Source organism: Aminobacter sp. J41, from assembly GCF_000526635.1.
GTDB lineage: Bacteria > Pseudomonadota > Alphaproteobacteria > Rhizobiales > Rhizobiaceae > Aerobium.
Genome location: NZ_JAGL01000003.1, coordinates 154,270 through 178,348 on the forward strand (window position 1 = coordinate 154,270; position 24,079 = coordinate 178,348).

A 24,079-nucleotide genomic window follows, 5' to 3' on the forward strand; every position below is an offset into this window, starting at 1 on the left:
TAAAGATTTATCTCGCCCGCTCAATTCGTGACTCTGCCTGAAGTCTTACTTGCGTGGCAACTGCGGAACAATCGACCGCTTGGGCGTGTTCTTGTCCTTGTCATCGCCCGCCGCCGCAGCAGCAGCCTTCTTCGCTGCCTTGCGCTTGGGCGGCTGAGCTTCCGGCACTTCCTTCTTCGGCTTCACCGGCATCTCGTCGGCAATCGCATCGAGCTTCAGGATGTCGAGGCCGAGATCGTCCTTCTCCACCGAAACGCGAACCGTGCCACCGTTACGCAGCTTGCCGAACAGCACTTCGTCCGCCAGCGGCTTCTTGATGTGCTCCTGGATGACGCGGGCGAGCGGGCGAGCGCCCATGCGCTCGTCGTAGCCCTTGTCGGCCAGCCACGCGATTGCCTCCGGCGTGAGGTCGAAGGTGACGCGGCGCTCGGCCAGCTGGGCCTCCAGCTGCATGACGAACTTCTGCACCACCTGATGGATGACCGGCACCGGCAGCGAACCGAACGGGATGATCGCGTCGAGACGGTTGCGGAACTCGGGCGTGAACAGGCGGTTGATCGCCTCCATGTCGTCACCCTCGCGCTTCGACGAGCCAAAGCCGATAGCAGCCTTGGCAAGGTCCGCCGCGCCCGCATTCGTGGTCATGATCAGGATCACGTTGCGGAAGTCGACCTGCTTGCCGTTATGGTCGGTCAGCTTGCCGTGGTCCATGACCTGCAACAGGATGTTGAACAGGTCCGGATGCGCCTTCTCGATCTCGTCGAGCAGCAGCACGCAGTGCGGATGCTGGTCGACGCCGTCGGTCAGCAAGCCGCCCTGGTCGAAGCCCACGTAGCCGGGAGGCGCACCGATCAGGCGCGACACGGTGTGGCGCTCCATGTACTCCGACATGTCGAAGCGGAGGAGTTCGACGCCGAGCGACTTCGCCAGTTGCTTGGCAACCTCGGTCTTGCCGACGCCGGTCGGGCCGGAGAACAGGTACGAGCCGATCGGCTTGTCCGGTTCGCGCAGGCCGGCACGTGCCAGCTTGATCGCGGAAGAAAGCGCCGTGATTGCCGTGTCCTGCCCGTAGACGACGCGCTTGAGCTCGTCCTCGAGCGAGGCGAGAACCTTCTCGTCGTCAGCGGACACGGTCTTCGGCGGGATGCGTGCCATGGTGGCGACGGTCGCCTCGATCTCCTTCACCGTGATCGTCTTCTTGCGCTTGTTTTCCGGCAGCAGCATTTGCGACGCGCCGGTCTCGTCGATCACGTCGATGGCCTTGTCAGGCAGCTTGCGGTCGTTGATGTAGCGCGACGACAACTCCACCGCCGCCTTGATGGCGTCGTTGGTGTACTTGACCTTGTGAAAATCCTCGAAATAGGGCTTGAGGCCCTTCATGATCTCGATGGCATCCTCGACGGTCGGCTCGTTGACGTCGATCTTCTGGAAGCGGCGCACGAGCGCACGATCCTTCTCGAAGAACTGCCGAAACTCCTTGTAGGTGGTGGAGCCGATGCAGCGGATCGCACCCGACGACAGGGCCGGCTTGAGCAGGTTAGACGCATCCATCGCGCCGCCCGAGGTAGCGCCCGCACCGATGACGGTGTGGATCTCGTCGATGAACAGGACCGCGCCGGGATACTCCTCGAGCTCCTTGACGACCTGCTTCAGACGCTCCTCGAAGTCGCCGCGGTAACGGGTACCCGCAAGCAGCGTGCCCATGTCGAGCGCAAAGATGGTCGCGTCGCGCAAGACCTCCGGCACATCGCCGTCGACGATGCGCTTGGCGAGGCCCTCGGCGATCGCCGTCTTGCCGACGCCAGGATCACCCACATAGAGCGGGTTGTTCTTGGAACGGCGGCACAGCACCTGGATCGTGCGGTTGATTTCGCTCTCGCGGCCGATCAGCGGGTCGATCTTGCCCGCCCGCGCCTTCTGGTTGAGGTTCACGCAATATGCAGTAAGTGCATCTTGCTGCTTCTTCTTGCCGCCTTCGTCGCCCTCGCCATGCGTGTTGGGAGACTCGTCCTCGTTGGCGCCGCGTGGCGTACGGGTCTCGGAAGCGCCGGGACGCTTGGCAATGCCGTGGCTGATGTAGTTCACGGCATCGTAGCGCGTCATCTGCTGTTCCTGCAGGAAGTACGCGGCGTGGCTCTCGCGCTCAGCAAAGATGGCTACAAGGACGTTTGCGCCGGACACCTCTTCACGCCCCGACGACTGGACGTGAATGACCGCCCGCTGGATGACGCGCTGAAACCCGGCCGTGGGCTTCGAATCCTCGTCATACCCGGTGATCAGATTGTCCAGCTCGGTATCGATGTAGTTGAGGACGGTCTGCCTCAACTCATCGAGGTTGACGTTGCAGGCCCGCATCACGGCTGCCGCGTCAGGGTCATCGATGAGCGCCATCAGCAAATGCTCAAGCGTGGCATATTCGTGATGGCGCTCGTTCGCCAGTGTCAATGCCCTGTGCAGTGCCTGTTCCAGGCCTGGGGTGAAAGCCGGCATTCAGAACCTCATTTCTTTTCCATCACGCACTGTAGCGGATGTTGGTGCTGTCTGGCGAAGTCCATGACCTGAGTCACTTTGGTCTCAGCCACCTCATATGTATAGACCCCGCATTCCCCCACCCCATGATTGTGCACGTGGAGCATGATACGGGTCGCGGACTCCCGATCCTTCTGGAAGAAGCGCTCCAAAATGTGGACGACGAACTCCATGGGCGTATAGTCGTCATTCAGGATAAGCACCCTGTAGAGCGACGGCTTCTTAATCTTCGGCTTGGTGCGGGTTATGACTGCAGTCCCGCGCCCGGTCCCGTTGCCACGATCCTCTTCACCCTGCATCCTGAACATAAGTCCAGTCCTTGCTTCCCCTGCCTTCACCGCTCAAATTCCCTGCTTGAGCCGTGCCCAGCGACACGACATGTAGGCACTTATAAACGAATTTTAAGACCTAATCGCGCGCTGACAATATGCGCGGCACTCACGTGTCTGCGAAAACTCGCAAGTGAAGGTCCCCAGACGAAAAACCCGGCAGCGTGAACGCGGCCGGGTCCCAACATTCCAGTAATGCGGTTTTGCCAGACTTTACCGCGCTCTGGCAATTAGCGATTCAAATGGCAGGTACGCGCTCTTCGCGGACTCAGCATAAAGCTCGCTGAATTTCGTCATCTCGGAGACGAACTCCTTGTACGCCTCGTTGGCGAACTCGGCCTGAAGATCAACCACCTTGTCGAACGACTTGGCCGACACGAGTTTCTCGGCAGCGACCGTGTTGGTCTCGAAGACCCGCTTCGAATATTCGGCAACTTCCAGGGCAATGGCCTGCGCATTCTGCGCAACGGAAGCGACGCTTTTCAGGCCAGTGTCGATCAGCTCCTGGCCAAACTTGCCGACGCTTGCAAACGACTGATCCATTCCTGTTCCTTCTATGAACGCCCCGCGCGACGCAGTGCACATACATATTTTGCGCTGCAGCATTTTTCAACCTCAGTGGTCCTGAAGCCGGATTGACGCAGGGGTTACCTAGAAGTTGAGCGAATTGGTGAACATGCCGGTTACCATAAACCTACTGGTAAGACTCTCGCCGCTATCGTCGGTCAAGCAGTGTCGCCTCCCAAGGCAGTGCCCCCCCAAGAAGACCGTCAAAGAGCGTTTTTGCTATGTTTGTGCGTACGGCGTCCGCTGAGTTTTTCCATTCGTTCGCGAATCTCCGCAGAGCTGCAACCCTCGTATTCGCCACCTTTTTCATCATAGCCTCCTCGCTCGCTGCCTCGGCTGCCGCCAGCGATTCTCGCTACGCGGCCTACGTGATCGACGCTAAGACAGGCCAGGTGCTCTTCGCGAAGAACGCGGACAAGCGCCGCTTTCCGGCGTCCCTGACCAAGATGATGACCATCTACCTCCTGTTCGAGGCGATGAAGACGGGCCGCGTTTCGCCGCAGACGCAGATCCCGGTCAGCGCGCGTGCCGCTGCAGAGCCGCCGACCAAGCTCGGCGTTCGCGCTGGCGGTTCGGTCAGTGTCGACACCGCAATCAAGTCGCTCGTGACCCGCAGCGCGAACGACATTGCCACGGCAGTCGCGGAATACCTCGGTGGCTCCGAGGATGGCTTTGCGCGCATGATGACCAACAAGGCGCGCCAGCTTGGCATGACCGGCACCCAGTACCGCAATGCCCACGGCCTCCCCAACCCGAACCACTGGTCGACCGCGCGCGACCAGGCGATCCTCGGCATCGCGCTGCGCGAGCATTTCCCGCAGTACTATCGCTATTTCTCCGTCCGCTCCTTCCAGTTCGGAAAGCAGTCGATTCACTCGCACAACCGCCTGCTCGGCAAGCTTGAGGGCTCTGACGGCATCAAGACCGGTTACACCCGCGCCTCCGGCTTCAACATCGCCACCTCGGTGCAGCGTGATGGCCGTTCGATCGTAGTGGTCGTTATGGGCGGCTCGAGCGCCGCAAGCCGCGACCAGCACGTCGCTGCCCTGGTTCGCGAGTATTTCCCTAAAGCGTCGCGCAAGGGCGGTGGCGGCCTTGTGAGCGCTCCGCGTCCTGGCAAGGGCGAGGCCCCTGCGGTCGCCAGCTTGACGCTGCCGAAGCGTGACATCCCGACCCCATACGGCCGTCCGGACATTACCGGCGAGATGCAGGTCGCTGCATACGCAGAGCCGGAAACGGCTCCGGCGGTCGCGGCCGTCGCTGCCGCCATGCCTAAGGCACCGGCAGCGGAGCGTATTACCCCACCTGCGGAAGTTCCGGTTCCGGTCGCGGCACCTGCCCCGGAGGATCGTTTCCCGGTCGATGCCATGAGCACCGCGTCTATCCAGAACTCGGGCTGGGCGGTTCAGATCGCCTCATCGACCTCGCAGAAGGAAGCCCTCGCCGCGCTCGTGCGTGCCGGGAAGGACGCCTCCGGCATCGTCTCCGATGCCAACGCCTTCATCGAGGAATTCCAGAACAAGGGCACGCTCTACTATCGCGCCCGCTTCGGCTTCAACTCGAAGAACCAGGCCGTCAACGCCTGCAACGCACTGAAGAAGAAGAAGATCGACTGCTTCACGGCGGCGCTCTGAGAGTTGCTGAAATGAACCCGCGTTTCCCGGTTAGTAATGTGTCGAAGGGAGACTTACCTTTGAGAAGACAGCAGAGTTTCCTTGGCTTCATTGATCCTCGCCGCAAGGAAGGAGCTGCCCCCGAGGTCGGGATGCACCCGCTGCATCAGACGGCGATGGGCCTTCCGAATGTCCGCCGCACTGGCTCCCGCTTCAAGACCAAGGATCTCGTAGGCCTCCTCCTTGCTCATGGAGCCAGAAGCTGGCGCGCTACTCTTCCGCTCGCCACCATCCGCCTTGCGGTGTTCACGCCAGACGGGAAATCGGCGGTCAAGGTACGCCTCCAGTAACTGGAGACTTTCCGGATCCGACGAGAGCTCCTTGCCCAGTTCGATGAGGTCATCGAGGTCAAGGGAGGCCAAGGCTTGCCCTTCCCGGCTCCCGGCAAGGATATGCCCTTCCAGCATGCCGCTGTCATGATCGAGTTCCATCTCGAGCGCGGCGGTCCTGACCGATGAACGCATGCCGGGCGACGGCTTCGCAGCCTCCCGGCGCCGGCCGCGCAGATGCCAGGCAAAAGCGGCCGACATCAGCATACCGCCTGCGGCTGCCCGTCCCGTTAGCAGCAGTCCCGCTCCCAGGACCCCTAACAGGCCGGGTCCTATAAAACGTAGCGCTTGCGATAGTTTCCGGGCATCTGCCTTCAGGAACAGCATCAGCAAGCCAATGACCACGGCAACGACCGCCGTGACATAGAATAGTATCGTCATCCTCCTCCACCCGAAGATCCGAGGTGGGCGATCAGCAGCCGGTCCTCAGGCCTGCCCCGAGCTTCGAGAGCTTTCAGACCGCCCGTTGCATAAACCGCCACGGCCGAGAGCAGCTTTGCGAGTGTATCCGCCGAACTTGAATTGAACCGGAACCATGCGCCCTTCGACAGCCGCGCGAACTCGCGAAACGCCGTCTCGGTCGCCGGATCGTGACCTTCCTGGAAAGCGAAAATCGGCACCCCGCGCAGGCCGAGCTGACCGGCTTTCTGGGCGAGCAGGTCGACATTCTCCTCCATCGCGTCGCCGATATAGACGAGGGCGTTGACCTTGCCCTTCTCGGTTTCCTTCAGCGCATGCGAGAAGACCTTGCCGATCTGCGTCGCCCCACCGCGGCAGTCGATCTTCGTCATCAGGTCCTTGAGGGACGTCGTATCGGCGACGAAGCGCGAGGCCCGGCATTCGTCGAAGCCGCGGAAGTAGACGAGCTGCACGGCAAGGCTGCCTGCCTTGCCGACCGCGTCGAACATCTCCGCCTGGAGCTTGCAGGCGAGGTCCCACGTCGGCTGACGGCTCATCGTGGCATCGAGCGCGAGGATCAGCCGACCGGTTCCGGAGGTGACCGGAGCCATCGTCTGCACCTGACGGATAAACGCGTCGATCTCTGACGGACCCGAGCGTTTGACGACCGGGCCCGCATCCTTCCTGGTGGGAGTCAGCGGTTTCTTCTCGCTCATAGCTTGAAGATGTGCCGCCCCTAGCCTCCTTGCAAGCCCTCGTTCAGAGAAGGCCGAGTTCGGTGAGTTCGCGGCGAAGCTCGAGCGGCAATTCGTCGTCGGTTCCGGCACCGGAAAGGTCGGCCGGCACGTCCTTTGGATCCAGGTAGCGCCAGCCCTGGAATGGCCGGCGCGGCTGCCATTCGGTGCGCACTACCTCCGGATCGAGCACCAGGCGGCAGCGGCCGACGCCCTCTGCGTCCGTGAACGGGCGGACGTCGATGAGCCGCTGGCGGCACTGCACGCCGCCCTTGATGATCCAGTAGAGCGAGCCGCCATCCAGCAGTTCCTCTACCCGCTTCGGAACCATGCGCGTCGTGTGGAACTGCTCGACCGGCATGCCCGCACGGCGCTTTTCGTCCAGCTTGAGCGCGATCCAGTCTTCGAGGTCCTCGACGCTCTCGCAGCCGACGCACAGTTTGATGAGGTGGAGTGCCATGGTCCCTATCTAATCGCGGCGGGTGTCAGGATGAAGGCCATGGCGATGCTGTCCACAGCGCTCAGCACTCCACCACGTTCACGGCAAGACCGCCGAGGCTAGTCTCCTTGTAGCGCTCGTTCATGTCGAGACCGGTCTGGCGCATCGTCTCGACCGCGGCGTCGAGCGGCACGAAATGCTTGCCATCGCCCTTGATCGCGAGCGACGCCGCCGTCACCGCCTTTACGGCACCCAGCGCATTGCGCTCGATGCAGGGCACCTGCACCAGTCCGCCAACCGGGTCGCAGGTCATGCCGAGATGATGCTCGAGCGCAATTTCGGCCGCGTTCTCGACCTGCTCCGGCGTGCCGCCCATCACGGCACAAAGCCCCGCAGCCGCCATTGCCGACGCGGAACCAACCTCGCCCTGGCAGCCGACCTCGGCGCCTGAAATCGAGGCGTTGTGCTTGATGATGCCGCCGATCGCCGCTGCCGTGAGCAGAAAGTCGCGGATGGACTCCTGATCGGCTTCAACATGGAAGTGCAGCCAGTAGCGAAGTACGGCGGGCACGACGCCGGCCGCACCATTGGTCGGTGCGGTGACGACGCGGCCGCCGGCTGCGTTCTCCTCGTTCACCGCCATCGCGTAGACGGAGAGCCAGTCGTTGGCGAGCAGCGGGTTCGGACGGTTGCTGCGCCAATCTTCCTGCAGCTTGTCATGCAGTTGCCTTGCGCGACGACGCACCTTCAAGCCGCCCGGCATGATGCCTTCCTGGGCAAGGCCACGGTCGATGCAAGCGGACATGGCGCCCCAGATGGCATCGAGCCCCGCATCAAGCTCCTCGCGCGACATCAGGCGCTCCTCGTTCGCGCGCTTCATCTGCGCGATCGACAGGCCGCTCTTCGCCGCCATCGCCAGCATCTGCTTGGCATTCTCGAACGGATAAGGGAAACCTTTGCTGCCGCCCTTGCGCAACGGACCCTCAGCCTTCATCCGCTGCAACTCTTCCTCCGAAACGACGAAGCCGCCGCCGATCGAATAGTAGACGCGGCGCAGCAGCAGGCGGCCATCAGCAGCGAATGCCGAGAAGGCCATGCCGTTGGCATGCCCCGGCAGCGGCTGCTTCTTGTCGAGCACGAGATCCGTTGCCGGATCGAAATCGTAAGTGGGATGGCCGGGTGGCGTAATGCTTTTCGTCTGCACCACCTCGGCAAGCACCTCATCGACCTGATCCGGATCGACGGTTGTCGGCGTGAGGCCGGTCAGGCCGAGGATGACGGCGCGGTCGGTGCCGTGGCCGACGCCGGTAAATGCCAGCGAGCCATGCAGGCTGGCGGCAAGCCGCCTCACCTTCACTCCGACCGGCCGTGGCCAGTCCTTGCCGAGAAGCTCATCGAGAAACCGCGACGCAGCGGTCATCGGACCCATGGTGTGGGAGGACGAGGGTCCAATTCCGATCTTGAACAGATCGAATACGGAAAGGAACATGCGAAAGACTCCAATGCTGCGCCGATGTTGCCCCTGTTGCGATACGCATTGCAACCAGCGAACCGACGCTACCTGCCCCCGATGCGACATCCCCGAAAAGAAAAAGGCGCGGACCGAGCCGCGCCAAAAGAATTCTCTAGGTCAGTAGGCTTCGGATTCAGCCTGCCGCAAGCATGGTTGCGGCCTCGGGGCCGCCAAGAAGCCAGGCCAGCATGAAAATACCGGCGAAACCAATCACTGCCTTCGCGGTGACGCTCCAGCAGGATTTGTGAACGCTATCGTCCATGTTCTTCCTGTTAGCTGATTGAACTTTTTTCGGCTCTCGTTCGCCGGGACGGCCCCTTCCGTCTGGCCGCTACATAGCCCGTCTCGAATCTCTTCGCAATGCACAAAAGGGCAAAACGGTGTCAGTGCACCGCTTAAACGTTAACTGGCCAAAATTTCTCTCAAACTTTTCAATAATTTGCGCAATCCACATGCTTAATGGGAAGTTACCTCGCAGGGCGAAATTGTGTCCATGTGCGCGTGGCGAATGTGCGCAAATTGCGGCACTCTGAGCCCATGTTGTCCGATTCCCAGTTCCTCACCCGCCTCGATCTCGTCGCCCTGGCATTCTTCCTGTTGTGCTGGGGCGTGTTCTCTCCCGGTGTCATCGGGCGCATCATCTCGCGGCCGACGTTGACGTCGATGATGGACGGGCAGCGGGCGAACTGGATGCGGACCATGGCGCGGCGCGAGCTGCGCATGGTCGACACCGGCATCATGAGCGGCTTGCAGCAGGGCACGGCGTTCTTCGCCTCGAGCTGCCTTCTGGCGATCGGCGGGTGCTTTGCCCTGTTCGGATCGACGGATGCGTTTCTGGAAGTGCTGAGCGAGATACCTGCGCCGCAGATTGCGTCACGCAGGGCCTTCGAGGCCAAGGTGTTTGGCCTCATTGGCATTCTCTCCTACGGCTTCTTCAAGTTCGGCTGGTCCTACCGGCTGTTCAACTACTGCTCGATCCTGATGGGTGCCGTGCCATCCTATCGCGACGATCCAGCTCTTCAGCCTGAGCTGGACGTGGCCGTACGGCGGGCAACCCGCATGAATGTGCTTGCCGGCCGCCACTTCAATGAGGGGCTGCGCGCCATCTTCTTCGCGCTCGCCTATCTCGGCTGGTTCATCGGCGCGTGGATGTTGATCGCCACGACCGTCTTCATCATCTTCGTCGAGATCCGCCGCCAGTTCTTCTCAGCCGCACGCGACGCGGTGGCTGAGTAGCCGTCAGGGCTTCGGCGGGAACATGCCGTCGATGCGGCCGGTGAGCCGGTAGGCGAACAGGCCGATCCATTCGCGCACTCCGAGCGCGAGGTTCTGCATCGAATCCGCGACATTGTCTTCCGCCAGACCAAATGTCTCCGTTCCCGCGGTCCGGTAGTCGACTGGCCAGGGCACGACGTCAAATCCCGCCTTGCGGAACAAGCCCACAGAACGCGGCATGTGGAAGGCAGAGGTGACCAGCAGCCAGACGTCGCCCGGCTGCGGCTGCAGCAACTCCCGCGTCTTGACTGCGTTCTCATAGGTGTCGCGTGACTCCCTTTCGAGGACCAGCCGCTCCGGCTCGACACCGAGGGCCGTCAGGAGGCGCGGCGCGGTATCGCCATCGCCTTCCCCGTCGAGTAGCAGCGTGCCGGCGCCCCCGGTCACGACGATCTTTGCCTCCGGATAGAGCCGCGCCAGGACCGCGGCCTCGACAAAGCGGTCGCCGCTGGCGTTTAGTTCGTAGCCGCCCCGCGCGAGGTTGACCGCGCCCTCAAAGCCTCCGCCCAGCACGATGATGCCGGTCACATCGTCCGGCGGCGGGGTGGGACGCTCAAAATAATCCTCCAGCGGATGCAGCAGCAGCGCGCCGGTCGTCGTCCAGGCTCCAAGCCCCAGCACCACCAGCGCCGTTACGCTGCAGAACATCGACAGCCGCCGCAGCTTCAGAAGCCGAGACGCAATGGCCGCGATCAGGAGAATCCCGATCAGGTTGATCGGCGTCGCCAGGATCCAGAAAATCTTGGAGAAGGTGAAGAACATCGTCGCCCCCGCGTCAGGTCGCAGTCGCTATGTCCTCGCAAGAATCCAGCAGCGGAGCAAGGCGCCCCCGAAAACGAAAAGGGGAGCCCGGAGGCTCCCCTGAATTCGATACGTCCGACAGCGGAACGCGGTGCTTACCACCACTTCTCCGGCTCGAAGCGGCCTGCGGCTTCCTCGATGACATGGGCGGTGCGGAACAGCGTCTCTTCGCCGAACGGCTGGCCGATCAGCTGCAGGCCGAGCGGAAGGCCCTTGCTGTCGAGGCCCGCAGGCACGGCGATGCCCGGCAGGCCCGCCATGTTCACGGTCACGGTGAAGATGTCGTTGAGGTACATCTTCACCGGGTCGCTGGCGAGGTCCTGGTCGGCGATGCCGAACGCGGCCGATGGGGTCGCCGGGGTCAGGATCGCGTCGACACCCGCATCGAACGCCTGCTCGAAGTCGCGCTTGATGAGCGTGCGGACCTTCTGAGCGCGGACATAATAGGCGTCGTAGTAGCCGGCCGACAGCACGTAGGTGCCGATCATGATGCGGCGCTTTACCTCGCGGCCGAAGCCGGCAGCGCGGGTGTTTTCGTACATCTCGATGATGTCCTTGCCCGGCACGCGCAGACCGTAGCGGACGCCGTCATAGCGGGCGAGGTTCGAGGAAGCCTCGGCGGGAGCCACGATGTAGTATGCCGGCAGCGCATATTTGGTGTGCGGCAGCGAGATGTCGACGATCTCCGCACCCGCATCACGCAGATAGGCAATGCCCTGCTGCCAAAGCTTCTCGATCTCCTCCGGCATGCCGTCAACGCGGTACTCCGCAGGGATGCCGATCTTGAGGCCCTTGACCGACTGGCCGATGGCGGCCTCGTAGTCCGGAACCGGCAGGTCGACGGAAGTCGTGTCCTTGGGATCGACCGAAGCCATCGACTTCAGCAGGATCGCGGCATCACGGACATCGCGGGCGATCGGGCCGGCCTGGTCCAGCGACGAGGCGAAGGCAACGGTGCCCCAGCGCGAGCAGCGGCCATAAGTCGGCTTGATGCCGACGGTACCGGTGAACGCCGCCGGCTGGCGGATCGAGCCGCCGGTGTCGGTCGCGGTGGCGCCGGCGCACAGGCGGGCGGCAACTGCGGCAGCCGAGCCGCCCGACGAGCCGCCCGGAACGAGGTCGGCGCTCGAGCCCTTGGCGCGCCACGGGTTCTTCACCGGGCCGTAGTAGCTGGTCTCGTTCGACGAGCCCATCGCGAACTCGTCCATGTTGAGCTTGCCGAGCATCACGGCGCCGTCGGCCCAGAGGTTTGCCGTGACAGTCGACTCATACGTCGGTTGGAAGCCGTCGAGGATGTGGCTGGCCGCCTGCGTGTGCACACCCTTGGTCGCGAACAGATCCTTGATGCCGAGGGGAATGCCCTCGAGCGCACCGCCCTTGCCCGCGGCAAGGCGTTCGTCCGAGGCCTTGGCCATCTCGCGCGCCTGATCGTGCGTCACTGCAACGTAGGCGTTGAACGTCTCGTTGTAGGCGTCGATGGCAGCCAGATAGGCTTCCGTGAGTTCTGTTGCGGTGATCTCCTTGGCCTGCAGCTTGGCGCGGGCTTCGGCGATTGTGAGTTGCGTCAGGTCGGTCATGAAACGTCCGTTGGGTAGGCCTGCGTGCGGCTCGGGTTCCGGTCGCGGATGGACCAGGGCGGTCGGTTACTCGACCACCTTGGGCACGAGGAAGAAGTTCTCCTCGGACGCCGGCGCATTTGCGACGATGATGTCGGCGATGTTGCCGTCGGTCACTTCGTCCTGGCGCTTGCGCATCGCCTGAGGGATGACCGAGGTCATGGGCTCGACGCCCTCGACATCGACTTCACCAAGTTGTTCCACGAAACCCAGGATGGCGTTCAGCTCACCGGTCATCCGGTTGGCTTCTTCCTCGGTCACGGCGATGCGGGCGAGTCGCGCCACACGCTTGACGGTGTCGATGTCGACGGACATGCGATGCTCCGGCCAGTTGCAGGGAAAACCTTTGAAGGCGCTATAGCCGCGCCGCTCGCGCGGCGCAACATTGAACGGCCTGTTGTGGTGTCACACCTCGAAAGGTTTTCCGACTTCGGGAACCACGACCTCGGTTCCGGATCCCTCCATGCCTTCCACGAACTTGTCGGCGGTCGGGTCGACCAGCGGGAAGGTGGCGTAGTGGCAGGGTATCACCTTGCTGAACTTGAAGAAACGTCGGCATGCGAGGGCTGCCACGGCGCCACCCATGGTGAAGCGGTCGCCGATCGGCACGATGCCGACGGCAGGCTGATGCAGCTCGTTGATCAGCGCCATGTCCGAGAAAATGTCGGTATCGCCCATGTGATAGAGCGACTCGCCGTTCGGGAAGTGCAAGACAAGGCCGTGCGGGTTGCCAAGATAAACGTTGTTGCCGCCCTCGCCCGGCATCGACGACGAATGCAGCGCCTTGGTAAAGGTGACAGTGAAGCCGCCGCAGTCGACGGTGCCGCCGCTGTTGCCCGGATTAATCTTGCTCTGGTCGACGCCCTGACCAACGAGATAGCGGCAGATTTCGAAGTTCGACACGACCATCGCGCCAGTCTTCTTCAGGATCGCGACCGAGTCGCCGATGTGGTCGCTGTGGCCGTGCGTCAGCAGCACGTGCGTCACGCCTTCGGCCACTTCCTCCCAGCCCCTGCCCCAGGACGGATTGCCCGACAGGAACGGGTCGATCAGGATGGCGGCGTCACCGACTTCGACGCGAAACGCGGAATGACCGTACCAGGTGAGCTTCATCTTCAGCCTCCTCGCTTTATCATGATGTTCGGGTTAGAACCCGCGCAGATCAACGCCTGCGGATTGGACGAAACGTGCCTGTGATCGACATAGCAGAGGTGGCCGAACTGGCAACACCCGGCAGCAAGCTGGCCGGGATCGATCTCGGCACGAAAACCATTGGCCTTGCAATTTCCGATGCGGGTCTTTCCTTCGCGCACCCGCGCCCCGTCATCCTGCGCAAGAAGTTCACGCTCGACGCCCAGGCGTTGCTCTCGGTCGTCGAGAAGGAAAACGTCGTCGCCATCGTCATCGGCTTGCCCGTCAACATGGATGGAAGCGAGGGTCCGCGCGTGCAGGCCACCCGCGCTTTCGTGCGCAACATGGAGAAGCTGACGGCGATCCCCTTCGTCTACTGGGACGAGCGGCTGTCGACGGTCGCCGCTGAGCGGACGCTGATCGAGATGGATGTGTCGCGCCGCAAGCGCGAAGACCGCATCGATTCGGCCGCCGCGGCCTTCATTCTGCAGGGTGCACTGGACCGGGTTCGGTCGCTGCGTTCATAGAACGCCTCCTCCACCACGCCAGAATATCTCGCCGGCGGCGGAACGCGTAGATCGAGAAGATCACGAGCGTATCAACGAAACAGGCCCGCGCGACCATCGGGCCGATCTGTGCCGGGTCGATTCCGAGCAGATTGCCGTAGAACTCGAACGCGAAGTCGTGCAGCACGCGGGAGAAGAACAGCAGGCCGAAGTTGATGTCGTTGTAGGAGAGGAAATACCAGCCCCAAAAGAAGGCCATCGGCAGTCCCCAGAAGATAAGGATGTATCGCATCGGCCTTTGGTCCGGCGCCGTCCAGCTGATCCGACGGGCGCATTGGTCTGGATTCGGAAATTGCAACTCCGCCACTGTGGAACGGGTTAAGCTTAACGGCAATTTAAACCATTTATTAAGGTTAATTTTTACCACTGAGCTCCACTGGCCCAGCGCTAGCTGCTTTACTGGCCGCCCTCCTCCGCCTTAGAGCCCGGGGGTATTCATCAGCCAGCGGCCACTCATGCTGACGATCTTCGAGAGCATCCTTCCGGTCTTTCTGCTGATCGGAGCTGGCGTCGTCCTGCGCCGCCTTCCGATCATCTCGAAGGATGTCTGGCCGGGGATTGAGCAGCTGACCTATTGGTTCCTTTATCCGGCTCTGCTGTTCGTCACGATCTACGACGCGGACTTCTCGCCGCTGCGCCTCGATGCCCTGCTCCTGTCGCTGCTTCTCGCTGTCGCCGCCATGTGCGTGCTGCTGCTGGCCGCCTGGCCCATCTTCCAGAAGACCGGTTGGGTCGCCCACAGTGAATTCTCTTCGGTGTTCCAGACCTCGATCCGGTGGAACGGCTTCATCGCCCTTCCCGTCGCACAGGCAATCTTTCCCCCGCAGGGCGCTGCGGTCGTGGCGCTTGCGATGGCCTCGATCATCATTCCGATCAATATCGTTGTCGTGCTGGTCATCACGCGCTTTGCCGACCGCGACGCGAGCATCGGCATCCTGCTGCGCCGCATGGCGCTGAACCCCTTCATCATCTCGACCGGCGCCGCGGTTCTGGTTCGTATGCTGCCGTTCGAGATCTACGAGCCGGTCAGGGTGACGCTGAAGCTGGCCGGCACCTCGGCGCTCGGCATCGGACTGATGGCAATAGGCGCCGCGCTGCGAACCGAGCGCCTGTCGCTGAAGCGCAGCTCGATCTGGCCGCCCGTAATTGCCAAGCTGCTCGTCTACCCGGCGGTAATTGCCATCATCGCCTGGTGCATTGGTGTGTCGGGGCTGGAGATCCAGTACCTTGTCCTCTGCGCCGCCGTACCGACAGCGGCCAACGGCTACCTGCTCGCTCGCCTGCTCGGCGGCGACGCAGAGCTCTATGCCGAGGTCAAGACGCTGCAGACGGCACTGTCGTTCCTGACAATGCCGCTGGTGCTCTCAGTCGCGGCTCAGTCGCTCGGATAAAGCGTGTCGACGATCGCGCGGGCATCATGCCGCGCATCGAGCATGCCGTAGGTTGTGCGCCACTGGCCCGCGAGCCGCGTTTCCACGAAAGCATCGGCAATGCGCCCTGCCCCCATTCGCCGCAGCTCGGCAGCGGCAGCCGAAATCGCCAGCTGCTCGGTCAGAATGCGGGCCGAACCTTCGTCGGAACCAGCGACCTGTAGGGCGGCGCGGAGCACGCCAACAGTTCCCTTGCCGGCCGGGCCGAGATCGCGGCCGATCCCAGCCAGCACTTCCTCGAACAACTGCGGCGCGCGTCCCAGCACCCGCAGCACGTCGAGCGCCATCACATTGCCGGAACCTTCCCAGATCGCGTTGACCGGCGCCTCGCGGTAGTGGCGTGCAAGCGGGCCGTCCTCAACATAGCCGTTACCGCCGACGCACTCCATCGCCTCGTAGACGAGCGCCGGAGCGATTTTGCATGCCCAGTATTTCACGACAGCCGTCATCGCCCGCGCGAATGCGGCTTCGGCCGGGTTGTTGGCGGCCTCGTCGAACGAGCGGGCAAGGCGCATCGACAGGGCGGTAGCGCCAGCCACATCCAGCGCCATGTCGGCCAGCACGCGAGTCATCAGCGGCTGGTCGATCAGCGGCCGGCCGAAGACGTGCCGGTAGCGCGTGTGGTGCACCGCCTCGGCAAGTGCGGCGCGCATGATGCCTGAGTTGGCCACCGCGCAATCCAGCCGTGTCAGCGTCACCATGTCCATGATCGTGCGCACGCCGGCGCCCGGCTCGCCGACCATTTCGGCCAGGCTTCCATCAAACTCAACCTCGGACGAGGCATTGGAGCGGTTGCCGAGTTTGTCCTTCAGCCGCTGGAAGCGGAGGCCGTTGTCAACCCCGTCCTTCAGCAGGCGCGGGACCAGAAAACAGGACAGGCCCTCGTCTGCCTGCGCCAGCATGAGGAACGCGTCCGACATCGGCGCGGACATGAACCACTTGTGGCCGGTGAGGCGATAAAAATTGCCTTCGCGCACCGCGCGGCTGGTGTTGGTGCGAACATCCGTGCCGCCCTGCTTCTCGGTCATTCCCATGCCGAGCGTCAGACCAGCCTTTTCGACCGGAGCCTTCTGAGCCGGGTCGTACTTGCGCGTGGTGATGCGCGGCGCCCATTCGCGAAACAGCTGCGGGCTTGCCATCAGCGCGGCGAGCGAGGCGCTGGTCATCGTGATCGGGCACAGATGCCCGCACTCGAGCTGTGCGGTCAAATAAAAGCGTGCGGCGCGCACCTGATGCCGCTTGCCCGCCTCGGCTGGGTTGTTCTCCCAGATCGACGAATGCAGGCCGATCTGGATCGAGCGGCGCATCAGCGCGTGATAGGCCGGGTGGAATTCGACGAGGTCGATGCGCTTTCCCTGCCGGTCGTGCGTGCGCAGCTTGGGCGTCTCGGTATTTGCAAGTCGCGCCAGATCCTGCGCTTCGGCCGAGCGGACGTAGCGGCCGAGCTGGTCGAGATCCTTGCGGACCGCATCGGAAAATTCGTCGGCGAGCTGCACGAGCAGGGGATCAGTGCGCCACGCGCTGGTGCCAGTAAGTGGCAGGCTCTGGTTCGTGACCTCGTGCGTCAAAGCAAAACTCCGTTTTCCGCCGAATCCGGCAGCCAAACTGTTACAGGCAAAGCACGCCGATTTGCGAGGAAAATCCCCCGAAATTCTCGCTGGCTCCTTGCAGGGAACCGGACGCTTCCCTATAGCACAGCTTTAACATGACTGAGCGCACCGCCCTTCCCCTATTTCCGCACCGGCATCTGCTCGGCATCAAGGGCCTTTCTCCGCTGGACATCGAAATGCTGCTCGACCGCGCCGACGCGGCCGTCGCCATTTCGCGCCAGTCCGAGAAGAAGACCTCGACGCTGCGCGGCCGTACCCAGATCAACCTCTTCTTTGAAGCGTCGACCCGCACGCAATCGTCGTTCGAGCTCGCAGGCAAACGCCTCGGCGCGGACGTGATGAACATGTCGGTCGCCTCGTCCTCCGTAAAGAAGGGCGAGACGCTGATCGATACGGCAATGACGCTGAATGCCATGCGGCCGGATATCCTGATCATCCGCCACTCGCAGGCCGGCGCGGCAGCCCTGCTCGCGCAGAAGGTCGGATGCTCGGTGGTGAATGCCGGCGACGGCGCGCATGAGCACCCGACGCAGGCGCTGCTTGATGCGCTTACCATCCGCCGCGCCAAGGGCCGCATCGCCGGCCTGACGGTCGCGATCTGCGGCGACATTTCCCACTCCCGCGTCGCGCGCTCCAACATCCTGCTTCTCAACGCCCTAGGCGCACGCGTCCGCGTCGTGGCACCTTGCACGCTCCTGCCGGCGGGCATCGCGCAGATGAGCGTCGAAGTCTTCAACACGATGAAGGAAGGCCTCGCTGGCGCCGACGTCGTCATGATGCTGCGCCTGCAGCGCGAGCGCATGGAAGGCGCAATGGTTCCGTCGGTCCGCGAGTACTTCCGCTACTGGGGCCTCGACGCCGAGAAGCTGAAAGTCGCAAAGGAAGACGCCCTGGTCATGCACCCAGGCCCGATGAATCGCGGCGTCGAGATTGCCTCGGAGATCGCCGACGGGCCGCAGAGCGTCATTCAGGAACAGGTTGAGATGGGCGTTGCCGTTCGCATGGCCGTGATGGAGGCGCTGCTGGATCCGCGCCGCAATCCGGAAGGAGCAGCGGCATGAGCATCACCGTCTTCCAGAACTCCCGCATCGTCGACCCTTCCCGCAGCATTGATGAAGTCGGCACCGTCATCGTCGACGCCGACAAGATCGTTGCGGCAGGCGCTGACGCACTAAATCAGGGCATCCCCGCCGGCGCAGAGGTCATCGACTGCTCTGGCAAGGCGATTTTCCCGGGTCTCGTCGACGCCCGTGTCCACATTGGTGAGCCAGGTGCCGAGCACCGCGAGACCATCGCCTCGGCCAGCATCGCCGCGGCCGCCGGCGGTATCACCACCCTTGTCATGATGCCGGACACCGATCCGGTCATCGACGACATCGCGCTCGTTGAGTTCGTCCTGCGCGCCGCGCGCGACACCGCCGTCGTCAATGTCCTGCCCGCCGCTGCGGTCACGCGCGGCCTCAGGGGCAGCGAGATGACCGAGTTCGGCCTGCTGCGTGAGGCGGGCGCCGTCTTCTTCAGCGAAGGTCGCCACACGCTGGTCAACTCGCTGGTTATGCGCCGCGCCCTCACCTACGCCCGCGACTTTGGCGCCGTCATTGACCACGCCGGCCAGGACCAGCATCTCGCGGCTACCGGCGTCATGAACGAAGGCCTCTACGCAAGCTGGCTCGGCCTTGCCGGCATCCCGCGCGAGGCGGAAGCCATTCCGCTGGAGCGCGACCTGATGCTCGCGCGACTGACGAAGGGCGTCTATCACGCCGGCAAGCTGTCGACCGAGCTTTCGGCCAACGCCATCCGCCGCGCCAAGGCAGATGGCGCGAACGTCACCGCGGGTGCCGCCATCGCCAATCTCTCACTCAACGAGAACGATGTCGGCGAGTACCGCACCTTCTTCCGCCTGACGCCGCCGCTGCGCGCCGAGGAAGATCGCCTTGCGATGATCGAAGCCCTGCGCGACGGCACCATCGACATCCTCGTCTCCTCGCACGATCCTCAGGACGTCGATACCAAGCGCCTGCCGTTCGGCGACGCCGCTTCCGGTGCGATCGGCCTCGAGACGCTGTTAGGCGCGGCCCTGCGCCTCTACCACAACGGCGAGGTCCCCCTGCTGCGCCTCATCGATGCGCTGTCGACTGCCCCGGCCAAACGTTTCAGCCTGCCCGGCGGGACGCTGAAGCCCGGTTCGGCTGCCGACCTTATCGTCGTGGACCTGAACGAGCCGTGGGTCGTTCGCGAGCAGGACATCCTTTCCCGCTCCAAGAACACCTGCTTCGAGGGCGCGCGCATGCAAGGCAAGGTCTTGCAAACGCTCGTCGCTGGACGCACAGTCTACCGGGCCGACAGCTAGGGCCATCGGGGGAGCAATCCGACTATGCCGACCGCAACCATCCTGGCGCTCGTGCTCGGCTATCTGCTGGGCTCGATCCCGTTCGGCCTCGTCATCACGCGCGCGGCCGGACTCGGCGACGTGCGCAAGATCGGCTCTGGCAACATCGGCGCGACCAACGTGCTGCGCACCGGCAACAAAAAGCTGGCTGCGCTCACCCTCCTCTGCGATGCGCTGAAGGGCACCGTCGCGGTTCTCATCGGCTACCAGTGGGGCACCGAAGCCGGCATCGCCGCTGGCTTTGCGGCCTTCCTCGGCCACCTGTTCCCGGTCTGGCTCGGCTTCAAGGGCGGCAAGGGTGTCGCCACCTATCTCGGTGTCCTGATCGCCTTTGCCTGGCAGGGTTTTCTCGCGTTTGCCGTGGCCTGGCTCGCGACCGCCTTCATCAGCCGCTACTCGTCCCTCTCGGCCCTCGTCGCCTGCGTCGTCTGCCCGATCGTCCTCTACTTCATCGGCCTGCCCACGCACGCACTGATCATCGCCGCGATGAGCGTGATCGTCTTCATCAAGCACCGGCCCAACATCCAGCGGCTGCTGGCAGGGACCGAGTCGAAGATAGGATCCAAGGGATGAACCGGTCGCCGGCGGAGAGCTTGCAGCTGACCGACCGGCAACGGCTCCACTGGCTCCGGCTGATCCGCAGCGAGAATGTCGGTCCCGCCACCTTTCGCGACCTCATCAACCGCTTCGGCTCTGCCGAAGCCGCGCTTGCGGAACTTCCCCGGCTTGCGGCAGCCGGTGGCGCCGGAAAATCCATCCGCGTCTGCACCGAGCAGGAAGCCGACGCCGAACTTGAAACGGGGGACCGCATCGGCGCACGGCTCATTGCCCATGGCGAGCGTCATTACCCGCCGATGCTGCGTCAGGCAGACCATCCGCCTCCCCTCGTCTGGATTCGTGGCAACCCGGAAATCTTCCAGCGGCCCGCCATCTCGATCGTCGGTGCGCGCAACGCATCCGTGAACGGCCTGGCCCTTGCCCGCCGGCTTGCCAGCGACCTTGGCAGCGAAGGGCACGTGATCGTCTCCGGCCTCGCCCGGGGCATCGACTCAGCTGCACACACGGGCAGCCTCGATAGCGGGACGATCGCCGTCTACGCAGGCGGCCTGAAAGAGCCCTACCCGCCTGAAAACGAGCAGTTGAGCGAAGCGATTGCGGAGAGGGGCGCGCTGATCTCCGAGATGCCGATCGACTGGGAGCCGCGCTCCCGCGATTTCCCGCGCCGCAACCGGCTGATCGCCGCGCTCGGCCTTGCACTTGTCGTCGTTGAAGCTGCACAGCGTTCCGGCTCACTAATTACAGCCCGCCTCGCTGCCGAGATGGGACGACTCGTCTTCGCCGTGCCCGGTTCGCCGCTAGACCCACGTGCCAGCGGCACCAACGGCCTTATCCGCAATGGGGCGACTCTCGTCACCTGCGCAGCTGACGTCCTGGAAGATCTGACGCCTCTCGCGCAGGCCCAGAGACCACGGCGCGAGTTGGAGGTGCTTGAGGAGCCGCCCATCTCCTCAAGCACGCCCCCGCCTCTAGACAATGAAAGGTCAGTAGTACTGGAAGCACTTGGGCCGGCACCGACCCAGATAGATGACGTTCTGCGACATACCGGAATACATCCGGCGCAACTCATGACGATTCTACTGGAACTTGACCTTGCGGGTCGTCTTGAACGCCACGGTGGTGGCGCTGTCTCGCTCATGGTCCCTGATGTTTAGCGGGCGCTCGCCGCGTATGATGTCGCTGACCTCGAGATAGGCCATCTCGATCAGGTACGCGAGCATGTCGCAACGCTCTGCCTTGGCCATCGTACGTATCTGGCCCAGCATTGCCTGCATGTAATCAAGGGCGTCCGTGCGTCAACGCCTAGTATGCGTATGCATGACTTGCCTCCGCCACGGTGGTTGTACCCATCTACTTTTGGACAACCAGTAATGGCATTAGTAATTACTTAACTTATAGGAAATTGCAATCCGGCTGCGTGCAATTTTTGGTTGTCCCCAATTTTGCAGAGATGCCAAAATCGCCTCTGCCTCTTGACCGTGAACGAAAGCGCGGCCATGTGACGGGCTGTTTTCCGAGATGCAACGGCGGCAAGGGGCTGCCGCACGAGGGGTAATTCACCGAGACATGGACGTCGTCGTCGTCGAGTCGCCTGCAAAGGCAAAGACAATCAACAAGTACCTTGGATCGGGCTACACGGTCCTGGCGTCGTTCGGCCATGTGCGCGATCTGCCGGCCAAGGACGGCTCCGTGCGTCCGGAAGAAGACTTTGCCATGTCGTGGGAAGTCGACGGGGCTTCCTCCAAGCGCCTGTCCGACATCGCCAAGGCGGTGAAGGATGCCGATACCCTCATCCTAGCAACCGACCCTGATCGCGAGGGTGAGGCCATCTCCTGGCACGTGCTCGACGTGTTGAAGCAGAAGAAGGTCCTGAAGGACAAGCCGGTTCGCCGCGTGGTCTTCAACGCGATCACCAAGCAGTCGGTGCTCGACGCGATGGCGAACCCACGCGACATCGACGCGGCACTGGTTGATGCCTATCTCGCGCGCCGTGCCCTCGACTATCTGGTCGGCTTCACCCTGTCGCCGGTCCTGTGGCGCAAGTTGCCGGGCGCGCGTTCCGCCGGCCGTGTGCAGTCGGTTGCGCTACGCCTCGTCTGCGACCGCGAAGCCGAGATCGAGCGTTTCGTTCGCGAAGATTACTGGCAGATCGCAGCGCTGATGGCGACGCCTCGCGCCGACGACTTTGAAGCTCGCCTCACAGCCTTCGACGGCAAGAAGCTACAGAAGCTCGACATCCGCAGCGCCGAACAGGCAGCCGACATCAAGACGATGCTTGAAGGTGCATCCTTCCGCGCCCTCTCGGTCGAGGCAAAGCCCACCAAGCGCAACCCTGCGCCGCCCTTCACCACCTCGACCCTGCAGCAGGCTGCCTCCTCGCAGCTTGGCTTCTCGGCTTCGCGCACGATGCAGGTCGCGCAGCGCCTTTATGAAGGTGTCGACATTGGCGGCGAGACCACCGGTCTCATCACCTACATGCGAACCGACGGCGTTCAGATGGCGCCTGAGGCGATCGCTGCTGCACGCTCGGCCATCGGGGCGGAGTTCGGCGACCGCTACCTGCCGGAAAAGCCGCGCTTCTATTCCACCAAGGCGAAGAACGCCCAGGAAGCGCACGAAGCTATCCGCCCGACCGACTTCCGCCGTACGCCGGCAAGCGTTCGCAAGTATCTTGATGCCGATCAGGCACGTCTCTACGAGATCGTCTGGAAGCGCGCGATCGCCAGCCAGATGAACGCGGCCGAAATTGAACGAACCGCGGTAGAGATCGAGGCCGTCAATGGCTCCCGTACCGCCGGCCTGCGCGCCGTCGGCTCCGTTATCCGATTCGACGGCTATCTTGCCGCCTACACTGAACAGAAGGACGACGACGCGGACGACGAGGAGAGCCGCCGCCTGCCCGAGATCAAGGCCGGCGAGACGCTGACCCGCAAGAATATCGCCGTCACCCAGCACACGACCGAGCCGCCGCCGCGCTACTCGGAAGCCTCGCTCATCAAGAAAATGGAAGAGCTCGGCATCGGCCGTCCGTCCACCTACGCAGCGACGCTGAAGACGCTCGAGGACCGCGGCTACGTGACGATCGACAAGCGTCGGCTGAAGCCCGAGGCCAAGGGCCGGCTCGTCACCGCCTTCCTCGAAAACTTCTTCGAGCGTTATGTCGAGTTCGACTTCACGGCCGAGCTCGAGGAAAAGCTCGACGAGATCTCCGATGGCAAGCTCGCCTGGAAGGACGTGCTGCGCGACTTCTGGAAAGAGTTCTCGGCGCATGTCGACGAGACCAAAGAGCTTCGCGTAACCGACGTTCTCGACACGCTGAACGAGGAACTGGCGCCGCTGGTCTTCCCGGCACGCGAGGACGGCTCGAACCCGCGCATCTGCCCGCGCTGCGGCTCCGGCAACCTCTCGCTCAAGCTTGGCAAGTTCGGCGCCTTCGTTGGCTGCTCGAACTATCCGGAGTGCGGCTACACCCGCCAGCTCGGCGAGGGCCTCAACGGTGAGGCCGACGGCGGCGACAACGGCGACCGCGTTCTCGGCCAGGATCCGGAGACCGGCGAGGACATTACCCTTAAGAGCGGCCGCTTCGGTCCCTACATCCAGCGCGGCGATGGCAAGGAAGCCAAGCGCGCCAGCCTGCCGAAGGGCTGGACGCCGTCGATGATGGACTCCGAGAAGGCGTTGCAGCTGCTATCGCTGCCGCGTGACGTCGGCCTGCACCCCGAGACGGGGAAGATGATCTCCGCCGGCATCGGCCGCTACGGTCCGTTCCTGCTGCATGACGGCACCTATGCCAACCTCGAGTCGGTCGAGGACGTATTCACCGTCGGCCTCAACCGCGCTGTGACAGTCCTTGCCGAGAAGCAGACGCGCGGAGGACGCGGAGGAACCCGCTCCACGCCCGCCGCGCTCAAGGAGCTCGGGGAACATCCCGATGGCGGCGCCATTACGGTTCGTGACGGCCGCTACGGCCCATACGTGAACTGGGGCAAGGTGAACGCCACCCTGCCCAAGGGCAAGGATCCGGCGTCCGTGACGCTTGAGGAAGCCCTTGAACTGATCGCGACCAAGGCAGGTAAGTCGGGCACCGCCAAGAAGGCCGCGCCGAAGAAGGCGGCGGCCACCAAGACGACAGCGGCAAAAAAGCCTGCAGCCAAGAAGGCTCCGGCAAAGAAGGCGAAAAAAGAGGAATAA

The 24,079-nt window shown here is 63.3% G+C and carries 23 protein-coding genes; 9 read left to right on the plus strand and 14 right to left on the minus strand.

The genetic code is table 11. The annotated features are described in order from the left end of the window. Positions 1-45: 45 nt before the first annotated feature. From clpA to L630_RS0103625, 3 genes are all read right to left on the minus strand, one after another. Positions 46-2,490 carry an ATP-dependent Clp protease ATP-binding subunit ClpA gene (clpA, locus tag L630_RS0103615; RefSeq protein WP_024846922.1) on the minus strand — a complete coding sequence of 815 codons (2,445 nt, stop codon included), beginning with the start codon at positions 2,488-2,490 and terminating at the stop codon, positions 46-48. 8 nt (positions 2,491-2,498) lie between these two features. After that, positions 2,499-2,828, minus strand: coding sequence for an ATP-dependent Clp protease adapter ClpS (clpS, locus tag L630_RS0103620; protein WP_024846923.1), 330 nt, complete (start codon positions 2,826-2,828; stop codon positions 2,499-2,501). A 243-nt stretch (positions 2,829-3,071) separates the two neighbouring features. Beyond that, positions 3,072-3,401, minus strand: coding sequence for a phasin family protein (locus L630_RS0103625; RefSeq protein WP_024846924.1), 330 nt, complete (start codon positions 3,399-3,401; stop codon positions 3,072-3,074). A 392-nt stretch (positions 3,402-3,793) separates the two neighbouring features. Between L630_RS0103625 and L630_RS0103630 the strand changes: the two genes are divergently transcribed. After that, positions 3,794-5,059: a D-alanyl-D-alanine carboxypeptidase gene (locus tag L630_RS0103630; protein WP_245263648.1), complete on the plus strand. Its 1,266-nt coding sequence runs from the start codon at positions 3,794-3,796 to the stop codon at positions 5,057-5,059. 53 nt (positions 5,060-5,112) lie between these two features. On the opposite strand, the gene L630_RS0103635 is transcribed toward L630_RS0103630, so the two are convergent. The 5 genes from L630_RS0103635 to L630_RS23530 all read right to left on the minus strand — a co-directional run bounded on the left by L630_RS0103635 (position 5,113) and on the right by L630_RS23530 (position 8,774). After that, entirely contained in the window at positions 5,113-5,808 is a 696-nt protein-coding gene (locus L630_RS0103635) for a DnaJ domain-containing protein (RefSeq protein ID WP_024846926.1), read from the minus strand. Beyond that, positions 5,805-6,542: a hypothetical protein gene (locus L630_RS0103640; RefSeq protein WP_024846927.1), complete on the minus strand. Its 738-nt coding sequence runs from the start codon at positions 6,540-6,542 to the stop codon at positions 5,805-5,807. The genes L630_RS0103635 and L630_RS0103640 overlap by 4 nt, the downstream gene beginning before the upstream one ends. A 43-nt stretch (positions 6,543-6,585) precedes the next feature. Next, positions 6,586-7,020 carry a DUF1489 family protein gene (locus L630_RS0103645; RefSeq protein WP_024846928.1) on the minus strand — a complete coding sequence of 145 codons (435 nt, stop codon included), beginning with the start codon at positions 7,018-7,020 and terminating at the stop codon, positions 6,586-6,588. A 61-nt stretch (positions 7,021-7,081) separates the two neighbouring features. Continuing rightward, complete coding sequence (locus L630_RS0103650; protein ID WP_024846929.1) at positions 7,082-8,488, minus strand: L-serine ammonia-lyase; 1,407 nt, start codon at positions 8,486-8,488, stop codon at positions 7,082-7,084. 157 nt (positions 8,489-8,645) lie between these two features. Beyond that, a complete protein-coding gene (locus L630_RS23530; RefSeq protein WP_256366547.1) occupies positions 8,646-8,774 on the minus strand; it encodes a hypothetical protein in 129 nt (42 codons plus the stop codon). A 275-nt stretch (positions 8,775-9,049) separates the two neighbouring features. On the opposite strand from L630_RS23530, the gene L630_RS0103660 reads away from it, so the two are divergent. Then, the gene (locus L630_RS0103660; RefSeq protein WP_348601505.1) at positions 9,050-9,748 is read left to right on the plus strand and encodes a DUF599 family protein; all 699 of its coding nucleotides are present in this window, start codon (positions 9,050-9,052) and stop codon (positions 9,746-9,748) included. Positions 9,749-9,751: 3 nt separating this feature from the next. Here L630_RS0103660 and L630_RS0103665 read toward each other — a convergent pair whose 3' ends face one another. From L630_RS0103665 to L630_RS0103680, 4 genes are all read right to left on the minus strand, one after another. Beyond that, the gene (locus L630_RS0103665; protein WP_024846931.1) at positions 9,752-10,549 is read right to left on the minus strand and encodes a YdcF family protein; all 798 of its coding nucleotides are present in this window, start codon (positions 10,547-10,549) and stop codon (positions 9,752-9,754) included. 134 nt (positions 10,550-10,683) lie between these two features. Beyond that, complete coding sequence (gene gatA / locus L630_RS0103670; RefSeq protein ID WP_024846932.1) at positions 10,684-12,165, minus strand: Asp-tRNA(Asn)/Glu-tRNA(Gln) amidotransferase subunit GatA; 1,482 nt, start codon at positions 12,163-12,165, stop codon at positions 10,684-10,686. Between the two features lie 66 nt (positions 12,166-12,231). Then, positions 12,232-12,519 (minus strand): Asp-tRNA(Asn)/Glu-tRNA(Gln) amidotransferase subunit GatC, encoded by a 288-nt coding sequence (gene gatC / locus L630_RS0103675; protein WP_024846933.1) that lies wholly within the window; start codon positions 12,517-12,519, stop codon positions 12,232-12,234. A 90-nt stretch (positions 12,520-12,609) separates the two neighbouring features. Continuing rightward, positions 12,610-13,317, minus strand: a complete 708-nt coding sequence (locus L630_RS0103680) for a metal-dependent hydrolase (RefSeq protein WP_024846934.1) — start codon at positions 13,315-13,317, stop codon at positions 12,610-12,612. A 74-nt stretch (positions 13,318-13,391) separates the two neighbouring features. Between L630_RS0103680 and ruvX the strand changes: the two genes are divergently transcribed. Further along, on the plus strand, positions 13,392-13,862 hold the full coding sequence (gene ruvX, locus L630_RS20960) for a Holliday junction resolvase RuvX (RefSeq protein ID WP_034329267.1): 471 nt from the start codon (positions 13,392-13,394) through the stop codon (positions 13,860-13,862). On the opposite strand, the gene L630_RS0103690 is transcribed toward ruvX, so the two are convergent. Then, positions 13,816-14,133 (minus strand): DUF6105 family protein, encoded by a 318-nt coding sequence (locus tag L630_RS0103690; protein ID WP_024846935.1) that lies wholly within the window; start codon positions 14,131-14,133, stop codon positions 13,816-13,818. The two genes, ruvX and L630_RS0103690, sit on opposite strands and share 47 nt — an antisense overlap. A 223-nt stretch (positions 14,134-14,356) precedes the next feature. On the opposite strand from L630_RS0103690, the gene L630_RS0103695 reads away from it, so the two are divergent. Continuing rightward, a complete protein-coding gene (locus L630_RS0103695) occupies positions 14,357-15,292 on the plus strand; it encodes an AEC family transporter (protein WP_024846936.1) in 936 nt (311 codons plus the stop codon). On the opposite strand, the gene L630_RS0103700 is transcribed toward L630_RS0103695, so the two are convergent. Further along, on the minus strand, positions 15,277-16,899 hold the full coding sequence (locus tag L630_RS0103700; RefSeq protein WP_024846937.1) for an acyl-CoA dehydrogenase family protein: 1,623 nt from the start codon (positions 16,897-16,899) through the stop codon (positions 15,277-15,279). The two genes, L630_RS0103695 and L630_RS0103700, sit on opposite strands and share 16 nt — an antisense overlap. A gap of 137 nt (positions 16,900-17,036) precedes the next feature. Between L630_RS0103700 and L630_RS0103705 the strand changes: the two genes are divergently transcribed. The 5 genes from L630_RS0103705 (at position 17,037) to topA (ending at position 24,079) form a co-directional block, all read left to right on the plus strand. Further along, on the plus strand, positions 17,037-18,002 hold the full coding sequence (locus tag L630_RS0103705; protein WP_024846938.1) for an aspartate carbamoyltransferase catalytic subunit: 966 nt from the start codon (positions 17,037-17,039) through the stop codon (positions 18,000-18,002). Then, positions 17,999-19,291: a dihydroorotase gene (locus L630_RS0103710; RefSeq protein WP_024846939.1), complete on the plus strand. Its 1,293-nt coding sequence runs from the start codon at positions 17,999-18,001 to the stop codon at positions 19,289-19,291. The genes L630_RS0103705 and L630_RS0103710 overlap by 4 nt, the downstream gene beginning before the upstream one ends. 24 nt (positions 19,292-19,315) lie before the next feature. Further along, positions 19,316-19,903 (plus strand): glycerol-3-phosphate 1-O-acyltransferase PlsY, encoded by a 588-nt coding sequence (gene plsY / locus L630_RS0103715; protein WP_024846940.1) that lies wholly within the window; start codon positions 19,316-19,318, stop codon positions 19,901-19,903. Beyond that, positions 19,900-21,042, plus strand: a complete 1,143-nt coding sequence (dprA, locus tag L630_RS0103720; protein WP_024846941.1) for a DNA-processing protein DprA — start codon at positions 19,900-19,902, stop codon at positions 21,040-21,042. The genes plsY and dprA overlap by 4 nt, the downstream gene beginning before the upstream one ends. A gap of 412 nt (positions 21,043-21,454) precedes the next feature. Beyond that, positions 21,455-24,079, plus strand: coding sequence for a type I DNA topoisomerase (gene topA / locus L630_RS0103725; protein WP_024846942.1), 2,625 nt, complete (start codon positions 21,455-21,457; stop codon positions 24,077-24,079).